The organism is Streptomyces katrae, assembly GCF_002028425.1.
GTDB lineage: Bacteria > Actinomycetota > Actinomycetes > Streptomycetales > Streptomycetaceae > Streptomyces > Streptomyces katrae_A.
In genome coordinates this window covers 4,413,853-4,429,855 of record NZ_CP020042.1, presented here as the reverse complement: position 1 = coordinate 4,429,855, position 16,003 = coordinate 4,413,853, and the positions used below count along the sequence as shown (strand labels likewise).

The window sequence follows — 16,003 nt, the reverse complement described above, 5'->3', positions numbered from 1 at the left end:
CGTCGGTGTCGCCCCGGCCGACGAGCGGCCGGGGCGGCTCTGCCGGTCTAGTACCAGAAGTACCAGGCGCTCTTCTTGAGGCTCTTCTGACCGGAAACGGCATTACGGATGGCGAAAAGCATCTTCATCGCCGTACCCCCTCTCCCATGGATGGCTTGTGGCCGTAATTAAGGGTCACGGAACACTGCCGGAGGTACACCGGCGGCGCCCCGCTGGAGAATGCGCCGCCACCGTAGGCAGCCGTCTTCCCAGGAGACAACGGGCCCCACGTCTTTATGTACGCTCCTACCAATCCGGCCCGCGAATTCCGGCCAGCCATGGCTTTGTTCCCGCCGTATCGCACCGGAACGACCCCGGGGGGACCTCCCCATCGCGTAGGACGCGCGCGCGGGCATCGCGTGCAGGCGCATCGCGCGCGGGCAGGCGTATCGCGCGCGGGCGAAGGACCTGCGGGTGGCGGCGTGCGGCATGCACGCCCCGAGCGCGGCACGGCAGCCGCCACCCCACGACCCGCACTCGTCAAGGCACAGGACCCTTGGCGTCCCCTCGCGACGAATCGCTCAACACCAGGGTGATCAACAGGTGACGAACCGTCAACACCTCATTAGAGGTACACGCGCGGTTCCCGCTTCAGCAGTACTTTTTTCAGGGGCACCGGCTGCACCGGCGCCGGCTCCGCGCCCGCCCGGTCGATCTCGCACCAGATGCGCTTGCCCGCACCCTCGCGCTGCCAGCCCCACCGGTCCGCGAGCCCGTCCACGAGCTCCAGCCCGCGCCCGCCCGTGTCGTCCCCGGCGGCCTGCCGGCGGGCCGGGGCGCGGTCGCTCGCGTCGGCGACCTCCACCCGTACGCCCGGGCCCCCGAGGAGCATCCGCAGCACGGCCGGACAGCCCGTGTGCACGACCGCGTTGGTGACCAGCTCGGAGATCAGCAGGATCAGCGTCTCGGCGAGCGGTTCGTCGTCCCCTATGCCGGACCCCGCCAGCCGGGACCGCGCCCACCGGCGCGCCCGCCCGACCTCGGCGGGGTCGGGTCCTACCTCCAGCTGTACCTGAAGCACCTGCACCGCTCACACCATCCGAACCGGCGGACACTTCGCCTCGCGACAGGACGGGATCACCGAGTGTGGTCCCCTTGCCGAGCAGCATGGTTGACGTACAGTCACCACAACAAGCGCTTCGGGCATATTCCAGCGCGAAGGAGTAGGCGTGGTGCATACTGTGCGGCGCTCGCGCCGCTCAACCACTCGCATCGTGGGAGCGTACCGGAGCACACCCCCGCCTCCGGGCCGGATCGGGGCGGGCGAAGGACACAAACCGATATCAACTCTCCGTAATCGGACATGAGTCCCGCACCGTCCCTCCCGTGCCCCTGCGTCACAGGCTGCTACCCCATCACCGCCACCTCCGACTCCGCGTCGGGCTCGGCGTCCGCGCCCGCTTCCGCCTCCGCTTCCGTGCCGAGGCGGGCCGCCAGGAGTTCCTCCGCCTCCCGCGCCGTGTGCCACTGCTCCGCCCGCACCCACGCCCGTTTCAGGTGCAGGTGCACGTCCGCCTCCCACGTGAAGCCCATCCCGCCGTGCACCTGGAGGCAGTCCCGGGCCCCGCGCACCGCCGCCTCGTCCGCGAGGAGCTTGGCCGCCGCGATCTCGGCGGCGTCACCCGTCACCGCCGCCGCGTACACCGCCGTACGGGCCACCTCGGCGCGGACCAGCATCCGCGCGCACAGGTGCTTGACCGCCTGGAAGCCCCCGATCGGCTGCCCGAACTGCTCGCGCTCCCCGGCGTAGCGCACCGCCAGCTCCACCGTCCGCAGCGCACTGCCCAGCTGGAGCGCCGCCGTCAGCAGCGCCCCCGCCTCCCGGTGCTCCGGCGGGAGCACCCCCGAGGACCGCCACAGCGGGGTCAGCGGGTCCACCGAGCGGACCGGCTCGCCGGGCGGCATCCCCTCCGCCCCCAGCACCGCGTCCGCCTCCCCCAGGTGCGCCACCAGCGGCCCGCCCAGGTCGAAGGCCGTCACGACCGCCGAGCCCGTCGCCGCACCCGGGACCACCCCGGCCGCCAGGTGCGTCGCCACCAGCGGCCCCGGCAGCAGCGCCCGCCCGGCCTCCTCGAAGACCAGCACCGCCTCCGGCAGGCCCAGCCCGACCCCGCCCTCGGACTCCGGCAGCCGCAGGGAGAAGAACCCCGCCTCGCCCAGCTCCCGCCACAGCCGCCGGTCCACCGCCGCCCCGGACGCCACCGACTCCCGCAGCGCCTCGCGCCCGTACCGCCCCGCGAGCAGCTCGCGGACGCCCGCCCGCAGGTCCCGCTGGTCCTCCGTCAGCCGGAAGTCCACGACCCTCACCGCCCCTTCGGCAGGCCGAGGATCCGCTCGGCGACGATGTTCCGCTGGATCTGCGAGGTCCCCGCCGCGATCGTGTAGGACAGCGACGACAGCCGCTCCGCCGTCCACTCCTCCTCCAGGGACAGCGCCCCCGCCCCCAGCACCTCCGCCGCCGCGTCGTACAGCTCCTGCCGCGCGTGCGAGTAGGCCAGCTTGAACACGCTGCCCCCGATGCCGGGGACCCCGCCCGAGCCCTGCGCCTCGCTGACGTTCCACTGCGTGAGCCGCCACAGCGCGCCGAACTCCCCGTACAGCCGGCCCAGCCTGCGCCGCAGTACGGGGTCGTCCCAGCGGCCGTTGGCCCTGGCCGCCCGCGCCAGCGCACCCAGGGTGCGCCGGCAGGCGACGACCTCCCCGACGAAGGCGGTGCCGCGCTCGAAGGACAGGGTGACCATCGTGACCCGCCAGCCGTCGTTCTCGGCGCCGACCCGGTTGGCGACCGGCACCCGGACCTCGTCCAGGAACACCTCCGCGAACTCGGCAGACCCCGCGAGGGTGCGCAGCGGCCGTACCGTGACCCCGGGCGCGTCCATCGGCATGGCCAGCCAGGAGATCCCCTTGTGCTTGGGCGCGGCCGGGTCGGTGCGCACCAGCAGCTCGCACCAGTCGGCGACCTCGGCGTGCGAGGTCCAGATCTTGGAGCCGGTGACCACGTAGGCGTCCCCGTCGCGCACCGCCCGGGTGCGCAGCGCGGCCAGGTCGGAGCCGGCGCCCGGCTCGCTGAACCCCTGGCACCACACCTCCTCCCCGCGCAGCACCGGCGGCAGCCAGCGGGCCCGCTGCCCGGCGGTCCCCTCGGCGGCGATGGTGGGGCCGGCGTGCAGCAGACCGACGAAGTTGGCGCCGACGTACGGGGCGCCGGCGCGCTCGGTCTCCTCCAGGAAGATCAGGTGCTGGGTCGGGGTGGCGCCGCGGCCCCCGGCGTCGAGGGGCCAGTGCAGGCCCGCGTAGCCGGCGTCGTAGAGCCGGCGCTGCCAGCCGAGGTCGTAGGCGCGCCGGCCGGGCCAGTCGTCGGGCGACGGCTTGGCGGGCAGCTCGGGCAGCACCTTGGCGAGCCAGGCGCGCAGCCGGGCCCGGAAGTCCTGCTCCTCCTCGGTGTGGGAGAGGTCCATGTCAGACCAGGTCCAGTCCGAGCATGCGGATGGCGTTGCCGCGCATCAGCTTGTGGATCGTCTCGTCGTCCAGTCCCTTCACGTGGTCGAGGGCGACCTCCTTGGTGTGCGGGAAGGTCGAGTCCACGTGCGGGTAGTCGGTCTCGAAGGTGGCGTTGTCGCGGCCGACGACGTCCAGCGAGGCGATGCCGTGCTTGTCGCGGAAGAAGCAGCAGAAGATCTGCCGGTAGTAGTACGTGGACGGCGGCTCGGGGATCAGGCCGCGGACCCCGCCCCAGGCGCGGTGCTCCTGCCAGACGTCGTCCGCGCGCTCCAGGGCGTACGGGATCCAGCCCATCTGGCCCTCGCTGTAGGCGAGTTTCAGCGTCGGGAACTTCACCAGGACCCCGCTGAAGAGGAAGTCCATCATCGAGGCCATGGCGTTGTTGAAGCTGAGCGAGGCCTGGACGGCGGGCGGGGCGTCGGGGGAGGCGGCGGGCATCTGGGAGGAGGACCCGATGTGCATGTTCACGACCGTGCCGGTCTCCTGGCAGACGGCGAAGAAGGGGTCCCAGTAGCCGGAGTGGATGGACGGCAGCCCGAGGTGGGTGGGGATCTCGGAGAAGGTCACGGCGCGGACCCCGCGGGCGGCGTTGCGGCGGATCTCGGCGACGGCCAGGTCGATGTCCCACAGCGGGATGATGCACAGCGGGATCAGCCGGCCACCGCTGTCGCCGCACCACTCCTCCACCATCCAGTCGTTGTAGGCGCGCACGCAGGCGAGGGCGACCTCCTTGTCGTGCGCTTCGGCGAAGGTCTGGCCGCAGAAGCGGGGGAAGGTGGGGAAGCAGAGGGAGGCCTCGACGTGGTTGAGGTCCATGTCGAGGAGCCGCGCCTTGGGGTCCCAGCAGCCGCGGCGCATCTCCTCGCGGGTGATGCCCTCCAGGGTCATGTCGTCGCGGTCGAAGCCGACGGCGGCGATGTTGCGCTTGTACGGGAACTTCAGGTCCTCGTAGATCCACCAGTCGGTCGGCGGCCCGTCGGGGTCCATGGAGATCACGTACTTGCCGCCGGTGTACTCCAGCTCGCCGATGCCGGCGGTGAGGGGCTTGGGGCCGCGGTCGCGGTACTTCGCGGGCAGCCACACGTCGAAGAGGTGGGCGGGCTCGATCACGTGATCGTCGACGCTGATGATCCGAGGCAGTTCCAGTGCCATGCGGGCTCCCCAATCTGATGGATCGTCAGAAACAAGCTAGCCCCGCCACCCCTGGACCGACAAGCTCCGGAGGCCTACGCTCTGCCCTTGATCTGACTGACCGTCAGCTGGCGGCAGGCCGGCACGCCCAGGGGAGAGGCCCGCGATGACGACGACGGACAGCGCGAGGACCGACGACGCGGCGAGGGCGGACGGGGCGACGACGGACAGCGCCCGGCGGGACAGCGCGAGGACCGACGACGCCGCGAGGGCCGTCGCCACCGGACTGGGCCGCTCCCGCACCCTCTGGGAGCTGATCTCCCGCCGCGCCGCCCTCACCCCCGACGCCCCGGTCCTCATCGAGGCCGCCGACGACCCCGCCGACGACCGCACCCTCACCTTCGGCGCCCTGCGCGACCGCGCCGAACGCGTCGCCGCCGGCCTGCACGGCATGGGCGTGCGTCCCGGCACCGTCGTCGCCTGGCAGCTCCCGACCCGCATCGAGACGGTCCTGCTGTCCGCGGCCCTCGCCCGCCTCGGAGCCGTCCAGTCACCCGTGATCCCGTTCTACCGCGACCGCGAGGTGGCCTTCGCCCTGCGCTCCTCGGAGGCCGAGTTCTTCGCCGTCCCCGGCACCTGGCGCGGCTTCGACCACACCGCCATGGCCGCCCGGCTCGGCGCCCGCGGGGTCTTCGAGGCCTACGCGGACCTGCCCGACGGCGAGCCGGCCGTGCTGCCCCCGCCGCCCGCCGACGGGACGTCCGTCCGATGGATCTACTGGACGTCGGGCACCACCTCCGACCCCAAGGGCGTCCTGCACACCGACCGCTCCCTGATCGCGGGCGGCTCCTGCCTCGCCCACGCCCTGCGCCTGACCCCCTCCGACGTGGGCTCGATGGCCTTCCCGTACGCGCACATAGCCGGCCCCGACTACACGGTGATGCTGCTGCTCTACGGGTTTCCGGCGGTCCTCTTCGAGCGGTTCGCGATGCCGGACGCACTGGACGGCTACCGCCGCCACGGGGTCACCATCGCCGGCGGCTCCACCGCCTTCTACTCCATGTTCCTCGCCGAGCAGCGCAAGGACCCCGGCACGCCCCTCCTCCCGAGCCTGCGCCTGCTCGCGGGCGGCGGCGCCCCCAAGCCGCCGGAGATCTACCACGCGGTGGTGCGCGAGCTGGGCTGCCAGCTCACCCACGGCTACGGCATGACCGAGGTCCCGATGATCACCATGGGCTCCCCGGACGACACCCCCGAGAACCTGGCCACCACCGAGGGCCGCCCCCCGGAGGGCATGTCCATCCGCATCACCACCCCCGACGGCACCCCCCTGCCCGCCGGCACCGACGGCGAGGTCCGGCTGCGCGGCGAGGCAGTCTGCCGGGGCTACCTCGGGCAGAAGGACGCCAAGGACACCCCGGACGTCTTCGACGCCGACGGCTACCTGATCACCGGCGACCTCGGCCACCTCACCCCCTCCGGCCACCTGGTGCTCACCGGCCGCAGCAAGGACGTCATCATCCGCAAGGGCGAGAACATCTCGGCGAAGGAGATCGAGGACCTCCTCCACCAGCTCCCCGGGATCGGCGACGTGGCCGTCATCGGCCTCCCCGACGAGGAGCGCGGCGAACGCGTCTGCGCCGTGGTCGAGCAGCCCCCCGGCGCGGCCCCGCTGACCCTCCCCCAGATCACCGCCTACCTCCGCTCGCAGGGCCTGTCCCCGTACAAGCTCCCCGAACAGCTGGAACTCGTCGACGCCCTGCCCCGCAACGACGCCCTGCGCAAGGTCCTCAAGTACCGCCTGCGCGAGCGCTATTCCTGACCGCGCACCCACCCCCTGGCACCAAGGTGACAGTCCCCTTGGTGCCCGCCCGATCCCCTTCCGCGCACCTTCCGCGGGCAGCAGGATGGTGCTCACCGGAACGGCGGCGGGAACGAAACCCGAAGCCGGGGCCGCAGGGGCGGGACTCGCCCCCGACGCCCGGACATCCGCCTTCCGGGTCCACCAGCACCAGCCGTCAGGGGGCACCGCCATGCCGAAAACCGCTCCGCTCCACCGCATCCGCACCTGCGCCGCCCACACCCCCTGCGCTGACGTCATCAGCTGGGACTGACCGGCATGCTCCTCGTCCGACTGCCCCTCCTCAGCCACACCGGGGCACCGGGTACCGAGAGCGGGGCGAGCCTCCTGCACGACGCCCTCTGGGCCCACGCGGGCCCGCAGCACGCCCTCGAACACGTACGGGTGCGCCCGCTGCCCACGGGCCTGAACGTGGCCCTCTTCGTCCGCGCCGAGAACGACGACCAGGCCCACCGGAAGGCGTCCAGCCTCCTCACGGCCGTCCTCGGCACCGGAGCGGGCCGCGCCTACCGCCTGAGTTCGCAGCTCACCATCTGACCCACCGCACCACCCCGTCCGCCACCACCCGGTCCGCCGACCGCTGTTCCTGCAGGGCAGCCGTCCCACCGGCACCACGGTGCGCAGCCCCACCCCTTCCGGCCTCGACCAGGCCCCGCCCCGCGGCATCCCGCGGCGCCACCACACGTCTCTTCACGCCCACAGGAGCTCAGCCATGCCCAAGAACCTCAAGGCCACCGCCATCCGCGTCGCCTCCACCTCGGCCCTCGCCGCGACAGCCGCCACCATGATCTTCGCCTCGCCGGCCAGCGCCTCGGCACTCACCGACGGCATCGCCGCGACGGCCCGCGCCGAGGAGGGCAACGGCGCCTGCGCCCACGGCGGTTACGTGGGCGGATCGGAGCAGAGCAGCAGCTGCTACAACGGCCAGAGAACCCACGCCTGGTGCGCCGACTTCGCCGGCTGGGTCTGGGCCCGCAACGGGGTCACCGGCCTGTCGACCCTGAGCGACATGGCGGACAGCTTCTACGACTACGGCGTCAAGTACGGCACCCTCTCCAGCACGCCCCACGTCGGCGACGCCGTCGTCTACAACCACGGCGGCAGCTACTCCGACGACCACGTGGCCCTCGTCACCGCCATCTCCGGCAACTGGGTCACCATCACCGGCGGCAACCAGGGCGGCTACCCGGGCCACGTCAGCACCCACAGCACCGACGAGTGGCAGGTCGGCTCCTCCCCCTGGGGTCAGCGGATCAGCGGCTACATCTCCCCGGCCGGCACGAACAAGCCCTCCTACCCGGCCCCGTCCTCCCTCGCGGACGGCACCCTCGTCAAGTCGCCGAACGGGCCCGACGTGAAGGTCATGATCAAGGGCGCCGGCGTCCCCGTGGCGGGCTCCGACGTCACGCCGGACAAGTACGACCTCAGCAAGATCGTCCTGGTGGACGACTCCGCCTTCCGCTCCCTGGCGAGCGCCCCGCCGGCCGGCACGGTCGTCCACGACCAGGCGGGCGGCGTGGACCGGTACGTGGTCATCGACGGTGCCGCCCTGAAGATCGGCGGCGAGGACTGGACGGCCGCCGGCTACAACACCCGCCCGGACATGGGCGTCCCGTCCGCCTGGCTGAAGGCCGCCGCTCAGCGCCAGATCGCCACCGGCCTGGTCGTCATGGACCAGACGGGCAAGGACCCGGCCCGCTACGTGATGGTCGAGGGCGGCGCCCTGCACATCTCGGCGTCGGAGTGGACCGCCGACGGGTACAACGAGCAGACGCTCATGGGCGTCCCCGGCGAGTGGCTGAAGGCCGCCGCCGCCAAGGCCCCGGCCAACGGCACCGTGGTCATGAACCAGTCGGGCTCCGACCCGGCCCGCTACGTGATGGTCAACGGCACCGCCGTGCACATCTCCGCCGCCGAGTGGAGCGCCAACGGGTACGACCAGCGCTCGCTGATGGGCGTCCCCGGCGAGTGGCTGGCCGGTGCGACCGCCAAGCAGCTGGTCAACGGCACCGTCGTCAAGGACGCCGCCAACCCCACCGTCTACGTGATGGCCGGCGGCAAGGCCGTCGCCCTGACCTACGCCGACTTCACCGGCCTCGGCTACGACAAGCGCCCCCTGGAGGTCATCCCGGGTGAGTGGCTGGCCTCCGCCGCCGCCAAGGCGGTCCCCGCCGACGGCACGATGCTCCTCGCCCAGGGCGACCCCACCGTCTGGCTGGTCACCGGCGGCAAGAAGCGCGCCATGACCGAAGCCGAGTTCGGCCCCGGCAAGGCCGACTTCGCCAACGTCGTCAGCGTCCCGACCGCCCTCATCGCCGCCCTGCCGACCGTCTGACCCCGGCCCTTCGCCACCGCCTGACGGCGGCTCGGCACCACCGCCCGAGCAACGCCTCCTGAGCAACACCCCGGGCCGCCCAGCCCCCACCGGCCGGGCGGCCCGGCCCCCCGCCGGGCCGCCGCCCCGCAGCCCCGCCCCGCAGCCACAGACACCCCGAGGGACACCGTCATGCGCTCCGCCGCCCGCAAGAAGTCCGCACTCCTCGCCACCGCCACCGCCCTCCTCGCCATCGCCGCCCCGCTCGCCGCCGGCACCACCGCCTCGGCGGCGTCCGTCTCGACCTGGGACAAGGTCGCCCAGTGCGAGGCCAGCGGGAACTGGTCGATCAACACCGGCAACGGCTACTACGGCGGCCTCCAGATATCGATGTCGACGTGGCGCGCCTTCGGCGGCACCGACTACGCCTCCCGCCCCGACCTCGCCACCAAGCAGCAGCAGATCCTCACCGGTGAGAAGATCCTGGCCGGCCAGGGCCAGGGCGCCTGGCCGTCTTGCGGCCCCGCCGCGGGCCTGGGCGCCGATCACGCCGACCCGTACCCGTCGGGCCCCACCTACCCGAGCCCGGCCTCGCTCGCCGACGGCACGCTCGTGAAGTCCCCGAACGGCCCGGCCGTGAAGGTCATGATCAAGGGTGCCGGTGTCCCGGTCGCCGGCTCCGACGTCACTCCCGACCACTACGACCTCGGCAAGATCGTGCTGGTCGAGGACTCGGCGTTCAACGGTCTGCCGAGCGCCCCGCCGGCCGGCACGGTCGTCCACGACCAGGCGGGCGGCGCGGACCGGTACGTGGTCATCGACGGTGCCGCCCTGAAGATCGGCGGCCAGGACTGGACCGCCGACGGCTACAACACCCGCCCGGACATGGGCGTCCCGACCGCCTGGCTCCAGGCCGCGGTACAGCGCACCGTGTCGAACGGCCGGGTCGTCATGGACCAGACGGGCTCCGACCCGGCCCGCTACGTGATGGTCAACGGCACCGCCGTGCACATCTCCGCCGCCGAGTGGAGCGCCAACGGATACGACCAGCGCTCGCTGATGGGCGTCCCGACCAGCTGGCTCGCCGCCGCGACCGCCAAGCAGCTGGTCAACGGCACCGTCGTCAAGGACGCCGCCAACCCCACCGTCTACGTGATGGCCGGCGGCAAGGCCGTCGCCCTGACCTACGCCGACTTCACCGGCCTCGGCTACGACAAGCGCCCCCTGGAGGTCATCCCGGGTGAGTGGCTGGCCTCCGCCGCCGCCAAGGCGGTCCCCGCCGACGGCACGATGCTCCTCGCCCAGGGCGACCCCACCGTCTGGCTGGTCACCGGCGGCAAGAAGCGCGCCATGACCGAAGCCGAGTTCGGCCCCGGCAAGGCCGACTTCGCCAACGTCGTCAGCGTCCCGGCCGCCCTCATCGCCGCCCTGCCGACCGTCTGACCCCGGCCCTTCGCCACCGTACGCGGCTCCGGATCCCCGGAGCCGCGTACGTGCGTTCCGCTACAGCCGGCTCAGCGACGCCGCCGCGAACAGGACGTCGCGGATCGCCTCCCGGTCGCCGGTCTGGCCGACCGCGGCCTCCTCCGGGGAGATGTGCCCGGCGGCCAGCTGGCAGAACTCCAGCCCGTCCAGCGCGACCTCCGCCACCGTGTGCTCCCGCGAGGGCTTCGCCGCCGGGGAGTCCAGGGCGATGTCCCAGCCGCCCCCGCCCGCGCCCTCGATCTCCAGGTGCAGGGTCCGCCCCGGAGCCCCCGCCGCGACCAGCCCGCGCGCCGGGGCCGCCAGGCCCGAGCGGCGGCGTCCGGCCAGGGCGCGGGGCAGCAGCCGGGCCGCGAGGTCGATCATGCCGTGCAGGTGCGGACCGGACGGCGGCTCGTACGGGTAGTCCACCGCCTCCGCGATGTCCCAGGCGTGCACCCAGCACTCGAAGGCCCGCTCCAGGAAGGCGTCGCCCAGCGGCAGCGCGAAGGCCCCGTAGTCCACGGACAGTTCGGCCACGCCCCGGCCCGCGAAGGAGACCGTACGGACCAGGGTGTGCCCCTGCTCCCGCCAGGGTTCGCGGACCTTGCGGGTGGACTGGTCGCCGGCCGAGTTCCAGTAGTGCCGGGTGCGGCCGGTGGGACCGCCCGGCGGTGCCTGCGGGCCGAGCGGATCGTCCAGTCCCAGCGCGGTCGCGACCAGCCCGTCGACCGTCAGCAGGTGTCCGATCACCCCCGCCACGGTGGTGCGGTGGCTGCGCCTGCGCTCCCCCTCGAACCATTTCAGCCGCACCGGGGTGTCCCACTCCGACTCCCCGAAGTCCCGCAGCAGGGCGTCCAGCCGTGCGGTCTCGGTGTCGTACGGGTTCGCCCACACGGGTACCGGGATCCGGGCCGGGCGCTTGCCCAGGCAGTCCTCCAGCACCCGCGAGCGCAGCAGCGGCTTGAGGTCGAGGCTTTCCTCGGGGTGCAGCAGCCCGACCGCGTCGCGCAGCCGCAGGGCCTCCTCGGCGCAGGGCGCGCACTCGGTGAGGTGGTCCTCGACGGCCTGGGTCTCCTCGGCGGAGCAGGCGGCCAGCGCCCAGGCTCCGAGCAGGGACTTCAGTACGGCGTGCGAGGGCGGTGCGGGCGGCAGGACCTCGGGCGCCTGGAGGTCGTCGCCGGCCGCGCGCGGACCCGGTATCAGCGCCGGTCCGCCCGCCGGGGGCTCGTACGCGTCGTCGGGGGTGTCATCGGTGGGTCCGGTCATCGGGTGGTTCCGTATCCGCGTGGGCCGTATCCGGGCGGGGCGGGGTCCTCCCTCGGGAGGACGTTGGCGGTCGACAGCAGCTGGAGCCCGAGCCGCAGCCGGCGCCGCGCCTCGTCCTCGCTGATCTGCAGGTCGGCGGCGGCCTGCCGGTAGTCGCGGCGCTTGAAGTACGCGAGTTCCAGGGCGGCCCGCAGGGGTGCGGGCATGGAGGTGACGATGTAGTCGGCGCGGGCGGCGGCGTTGGCGCTGCGCACCTTCTGTTCGAGTTCCTCGCGCGAGCCCCGGCCCAGTTCGGCCTGGCGCAGCCGGGCGACGGCCTGGCCCTGGGTGATCCGGGCGACCCAGGAACGCATGGAGCCCTGTTTGGGGTCGTAGGCGTCGGGGTTCTCCCAGATGTAGCCGAAGACCTCGCGGGTGATGCGGTCCGCCGCCTTCTCGTCACCGAGCACCCGGTGGGCGAGGCTGTGCACGAGCGAGGCGAAGCGGTCGTAGAGCTCCCCGAGGGCGGCGGCCTCACCGCGGGCGAGACGCTGCTGCATGCGGCGGTCCCAGCGCGGTGGAACGTCCTTCGCCATGGTGCCTCCAGCCGTGTGTCGACCCGTCAAATGTAGTCGCCACCGGCCGGACCGCGCCTGTTTTGGGGGAACCTCCCCCGTAAGCGCGACCCCCGTGCTAGCCGCAGCCTCCCGCGGCGCGGCCGCACATGCGTACGCGCCCCGGCGCGCTCCCCGTGCGCGGGTTCGATGCGGCCACCCCGTCGACCGCTCCGCTTAACGCGCAGGCCATCGAGGGCTTACGCTCCTGCCTGTCTTGATCTGCACCTCAAGTGCACCCCCAACGCACATGTGAAGGCGGAACGCCGCATATGGACAGCGCAGAGTACGAGCGCAAGATCGCCTCCCGATTCGCCACCTTCGACCAGGACGGGTCGGGTTACATCGACCGCGAGGACTTCAGTACGGCCGCCCGCGCGGTACTGGCCGAATTCGGTGTCACCGCCCGCTCGGACAAGGGCCAGGCCGTCTTCGCCGGGGCGGAGGCGTTCTGGCAGGGCATGGCCGGCATCGCCGACGTGGACGGGGACCAGCGCGTGTCCCGCGAGGAGTTCGTCACCGGGGCGGCGAAGCGGCTGCGGGACAACCCCGAGCGGTTCGCCGAGATCGCCCGCCCGTTCCTGGCGGCGGTGGTCGCGGTGGCGGACGAGGACGGCACGGGCGCCACCCCGGCGGCGGCGACCCGGGTCCTGCGGGTCCTGGGCACGGCCCCGCCCCTGGCCGCCCAGGTGGCCACGGCCCTGGCGGGCCCGGACGGCCGCATCTCGCAGGAGGCCATCCTGACGGCCTTCGCCTCGTACTGCGGCGTCGACCCGGACGCGTGACACCGGCCGGCGGGGGTCGGGGGGCAGCGCCCCCGGACCCCCGCGGGGACTACGCGGGGACTACGCGAAGACGACCGTCCGGGACCCGTTCAGCAGCACCCGGTGCTCGCTGTGCCACTTCACGGCCCGCGCCAGCGCCTGGCACTCGACGTCCCGCCCGACGGCGACCAGCTGGTCCGGCGTGACCTCATGGCCGACCCGTTCGACCTCCTGCTCGATGATCGGCCCCTCGTCGAGGTCGGCCGTCACGTAGTGCGCGGTCGCCCCGATCAGCTTCACACCGCGCGCGTGCGCCTGGTGGTACGGCTTCGCGCCCTTGAAGCTCGGGAGGAAGGAGTGGTGGATGTTGATGATCCGCCCGCTGAGCTCCTTGCACAGGGTGTCCGACAGCACCTGCATGTAGCGGGCCAGCACCACGAGCTCGACCTTCTCCGCCCGCACCAGCTCCAGCAGCTGCGCCTCGGCCGCCGCCTTGGTGTCCTTCGTCACCGGGATGTGCACGAAGGGGATGTCGTAGGAGCCGACCAGCTCGGCGAAGTCGGTGTGGTTGGAGACCACGGCCGCGATCTCCACCGGCAGGGCGCCGATGCTCGTGCGGAACAGCAGGTCGTTCAGGCAGTGGCCGAACTTCGACACCATCAGCACGATCCGCATGCGCTCGTCCGAGCGGTGGATCTGCCAGTCCATCCGGAAGCTGTCGCCGATGGCGGCGAAGCTGGCGCGCAGCTTCTCCAGCGTGACCTCCGGCTCGGCCTCGAAGTGCACCCGCATGAAGAAGAGGCCGGTCTCCCGGTCTCCGAACTGCTGGCTGTCCACGATGTTGCAGCCGGTCATGAACAGGTAACTGGACACGGCGTGCACGATGCCCTGCTTGTCGGGGCAGGACACGGTCAGGACGTACTGGGGCAGGGGCCGGGCCCCGGGCTGCGGGTCGCTCATGACCCCATAGCCTTTCACACCGTGCGCGTGAGCATCCTCAGCACTTCCACGGAGCTCGGCCGCTCGTCCGGGTCCTCCCCGTCCGCGGCGGACATCCGCACGTGCGCCTCGCGGGCCGCCCGTACCGCGTCGGGCCAGGCGGGGTTCTCCAGGTAGGCGCTCACGGGCGCGTCCGGGCCGACCTGGTGCAGGATCCGCAGAACGCGCAGCACGGCGAGGTCGACCAGGGCCGCCTCCTGGGCGTCGCGGAAGATCGTGCCGATGTACTTGTCGGCGGACCAGCTGTCGAGCCAGGTGTCCTCGACGAGCCGGTACACGGCGTCGGTGACGTCCCCGTACCCTTCGGCGCCGGCGAGCCAGACCTCCTGCTGGAACGCGGGGTCGGAGAGCATGTGCAGCGCCGAGCGCACGTTGCTGCGCCAGCGCCACCACGGCATGTCGTTGAGGGGCATGCCGCCCATGGTGGAGGAGCGGCCGCCGCGGCGGGAAGAGTTCTTCGAACCTTGGGCGAATGTCACGCTTTCGATCGTACGTTCCCCACAAATGCGATCTTGACGCACCTATCCACACCCCGCCCCCGGCCGTTCACCCGGGCGTCACCGGATGTTGTGTACACCTCAGCATCCAGTTACCCCTGTGGCGGAATGGTCGTGGGACATGACCAAATGCCGACGCGCAACCGCCTTGTCCCGCCTGCTACTTGCCGCAGCGACAGGTGCGTGTCTCACCACAGCGTGCGGGGTGCTCCCCGGCAGCCCGGGGAACTCCGGGGACACCCTCACGGTCATGACGTTCGCTCCGATGGGAACCAAGGCCACCAACATGCCCGGCATGCCCGGAATGGCCAAGGCGTACGAACGCTGGATCAACGCCAACGGTGGCATCAAGGGCCGCAAGCTGCGCGTCCTGACCTGCAACGAGAAGAACACCGCGACCGGCGCCGCCGACTGCGCCCGCGAGGCCATCACGAAGAAGGCGGTGGCCGTCGTCGGCTCCTACAGCCAGTACGGGCGCGCCTTCATGGCCCCGCTGGAGGCCGAGGGGATCCCCTTCATCGGCGGCTACGGGGTCTCCGCGGAGGAGTTCCAGAGCACCCTGTCCTACCCGGTCAACGGCGGCCAGCCCGCCCTGCTCGCCGGCGCCGGCCACCAGCTCGGCAAGGCCTGCGCCCAGGTCTCCCTGGTCCGCCCCGACACCCTCGCCGGGGACACCATGCCGGTGCTGCTGAACGCGGGGCTGAGGGCCAACAACAGCCCGGAGGCCTCCGACATCCGGGCGGCCGAGGACGCCGCGGACCTGATGCCGCAGGCCCGCGAGGCCCTGTCCGAGGCCACTCCGGGCGGCTCGGGCGGCGGCTCGGGCGGCTCGGGCGGCGGCTCGGGCGGAGGTGGCACCGGCACGAGGGACACGGGAACGCCCTCGTCCAAGACGACGCCGTCCCCGGGCCCCTCCGGGCCGGCGTCGGCCGGCTCCCCGTCGGCCTCCACGGCCGCCAAGGGAAGCCCCTCGTCGTCCAAGAGCTGTGTCACGGCCGTGCTCGGCGAGCGGACCGAGACCTTCTTCGACGCCTTCCGCCGCGCCGACTCCACCCACCGCAACCCGCAGATCTCCTCCGTCCTCGGCAGCGTCAGCCAGGCCCTGGTCGACCGCACCGGCGGCAAGGAGAGCCCCTTCGAGGGCGCGCTCGTCACCAGCTGGTACCCGGTGTCGACCGACCCCCTGTGGGCGCCGATGCGGAAGGTGATCAGCGACCAGGCCTTCGGCGACGACACCGTCGAGTCCGACGACAGCGGGGCCCAGACCACCTGGATCGCCTACACGGTCTTCAACCAGGTCATCCAGAAGTTCAAGGAGGGCGAGGAGATCACGGCCCGCAAGATGGCCCGGATGCTCAACGAGTCCTCCGGCATCTCCACCGGCAACCTCACCCCGGAGCTGAGCTGGCGCTACCAGGACATGCGGGCGGTGGCCGGCTTCCCCCGGCTAGTGAACGGCCGGGTCAGCTTCCAGGTCGTCCAGCAGGGCCGGCTCGTCGCCCAGCCCGGCGAGGCGGACCAGGACATGACCCCGGTACTGGAGTCGGCCCCCCGCTCGGCCTGATGCCGCTGCC

At 72.5% G+C, this 16,003-nt stretch carries 15 protein-coding genes; 6 read left to right on the top strand and 9 right to left on the bottom strand.

All coding sequences use genetic code 11. From position 1 onward, the window contains the following. Positions 1 to 47 precede the first annotated feature (47 nt). The 5 genes from B4U46_RS40650 to B4U46_RS20230 all read right to left on the bottom strand — a co-directional run bounded on the left by B4U46_RS40650 (position 48) and on the right by B4U46_RS20230 (position 4,692). Positions 48 to 122, bottom strand: coding sequence for a tryptorubin family RiPP precursor (locus tag B4U46_RS40650; protein WP_350325497.1), 75 nt, complete (start codon positions 120 to 122; stop codon positions 48 to 50). A 482-nt stretch (positions 123 to 604) separates the two neighbouring features. Beyond that, the gene (locus B4U46_RS20245; RefSeq protein ID WP_079429149.1) at positions 605 to 1,066 is read right to left on the bottom strand and encodes an ATP-binding protein; all 462 of its coding nucleotides are present in this window, start codon (positions 1,064 to 1,066) and stop codon (positions 605 to 607) included. A 320-nt stretch (positions 1,067 to 1,386) separates the two neighbouring features. Further along, entirely contained in the window at positions 1,387 to 2,337 is a 951-nt protein-coding gene (locus tag B4U46_RS20240; RefSeq protein ID WP_079429148.1) for an acyl-CoA dehydrogenase family protein, read from the bottom strand. Positions 2,338 to 2,342: 5 nt separating this feature from the next. Then, the gene (locus B4U46_RS20235; RefSeq protein WP_079429147.1) at positions 2,343 to 3,497 is read right to left on the bottom strand and encodes an acyl-CoA dehydrogenase family protein; all 1,155 of its coding nucleotides are present in this window, start codon (positions 3,495 to 3,497) and stop codon (positions 2,343 to 2,345) included. A 1-nt stretch (position 3,498) separates the two neighbouring features. Further along, positions 3,499 to 4,692 (bottom strand): amidohydrolase family protein, encoded by a 1,194-nt coding sequence (locus tag B4U46_RS20230; RefSeq protein WP_079429146.1) that lies wholly within the window; start codon positions 4,690 to 4,692, stop codon positions 3,499 to 3,501. A gap of 145 nt (positions 4,693 to 4,837) precedes the next feature. Between B4U46_RS20230 and B4U46_RS20225 the strand changes: the two genes are divergently transcribed. The 4 genes from B4U46_RS20225 to B4U46_RS40190 all read left to right on the top strand — a co-directional run bounded on the left by B4U46_RS20225 (position 4,838) and on the right by B4U46_RS40190 (position 10,289). Further along, complete coding sequence (locus tag B4U46_RS20225; protein ID WP_079429145.1) at positions 4,838 to 6,493, top strand: AMP-binding protein; 1,656 nt, start codon at positions 4,838 to 4,840, stop codon at positions 6,491 to 6,493. Positions 6,494 to 6,790: 297 nt separating this feature from the next. Continuing rightward, entirely contained in the window at positions 6,791 to 7,069 is a 279-nt protein-coding gene (locus B4U46_RS20220) for a hypothetical protein (protein WP_079429144.1), read from the top strand. 175 nt (positions 7,070 to 7,244) lie between these two features. Continuing rightward, positions 7,245 to 8,867 carry a CHAP domain-containing protein gene (locus tag B4U46_RS38360; RefSeq protein ID WP_079429143.1) on the top strand — a complete coding sequence of 541 codons (1,623 nt, stop codon included), beginning with the start codon at positions 7,245 to 7,247 and terminating at the stop codon, positions 8,865 to 8,867. A gap of 171 nt (positions 8,868 to 9,038) precedes the next feature. Next, entirely contained in the window at positions 9,039 to 10,289 is a 1,251-nt protein-coding gene (locus B4U46_RS40190; protein ID WP_079429142.1) for a transglycosylase family protein, read from the top strand. Between the two features lie 60 nt (positions 10,290 to 10,349). On the opposite strand, the gene B4U46_RS20205 is transcribed toward B4U46_RS40190, so the two are convergent. Beyond that, positions 10,350 to 11,576, bottom strand: coding sequence for a zf-HC2 domain-containing protein (locus B4U46_RS20205; RefSeq protein ID WP_079429141.1), 1,227 nt, complete (start codon positions 11,574 to 11,576; stop codon positions 10,350 to 10,352). Then, entirely contained in the window at positions 11,573 to 12,151 is a 579-nt protein-coding gene (locus B4U46_RS20200) for a sigma-70 family RNA polymerase sigma factor (protein WP_079429140.1), read from the bottom strand. Before B4U46_RS20200 ends, B4U46_RS20205 begins: the two co-directional genes overlap by 4 nt. 290 nt (positions 12,152 to 12,441) lie before the next feature. Between B4U46_RS20200 and B4U46_RS20195 the strand changes: the two genes are divergently transcribed. Continuing rightward, the gene (locus B4U46_RS20195; RefSeq protein WP_079429139.1) at positions 12,442 to 12,954 is read left to right on the top strand and encodes an EF-hand domain-containing protein; all 513 of its coding nucleotides are present in this window, start codon (positions 12,442 to 12,444) and stop codon (positions 12,952 to 12,954) included. A 60-nt stretch (positions 12,955 to 13,014) separates the two neighbouring features. Here B4U46_RS20195 and purU read toward each other — a convergent pair whose 3' ends face one another. Both purU and B4U46_RS20185 read right to left on the bottom strand, forming a co-directional pair. Then, a complete protein-coding gene (gene purU / locus B4U46_RS20190; protein WP_079429138.1) occupies positions 13,015 to 13,893 on the bottom strand; it encodes a formyltetrahydrofolate deformylase in 879 nt (292 codons plus the stop codon). 14 nt (positions 13,894 to 13,907) lie between these two features. After that, the gene (locus B4U46_RS20185; RefSeq protein WP_079429137.1) at positions 13,908 to 14,354 is read right to left on the bottom strand and encodes an SCO4402 family protein; all 447 of its coding nucleotides are present in this window, start codon (positions 14,352 to 14,354) and stop codon (positions 13,908 to 13,910) included. A gap of 196 nt (positions 14,355 to 14,550) precedes the next feature. Here B4U46_RS20185 and B4U46_RS20180 point away from each other — a divergent pair, with 196 nt between their 5' ends. After that, positions 14,551 to 15,993: an ABC transporter substrate-binding protein gene (locus tag B4U46_RS20180; protein WP_079429136.1), complete on the top strand. Its 1,443-nt coding sequence runs from the start codon at positions 14,551 to 14,553 to the stop codon at positions 15,991 to 15,993. Positions 15,994 to 16,003 lie beyond the last annotated feature (10 nt).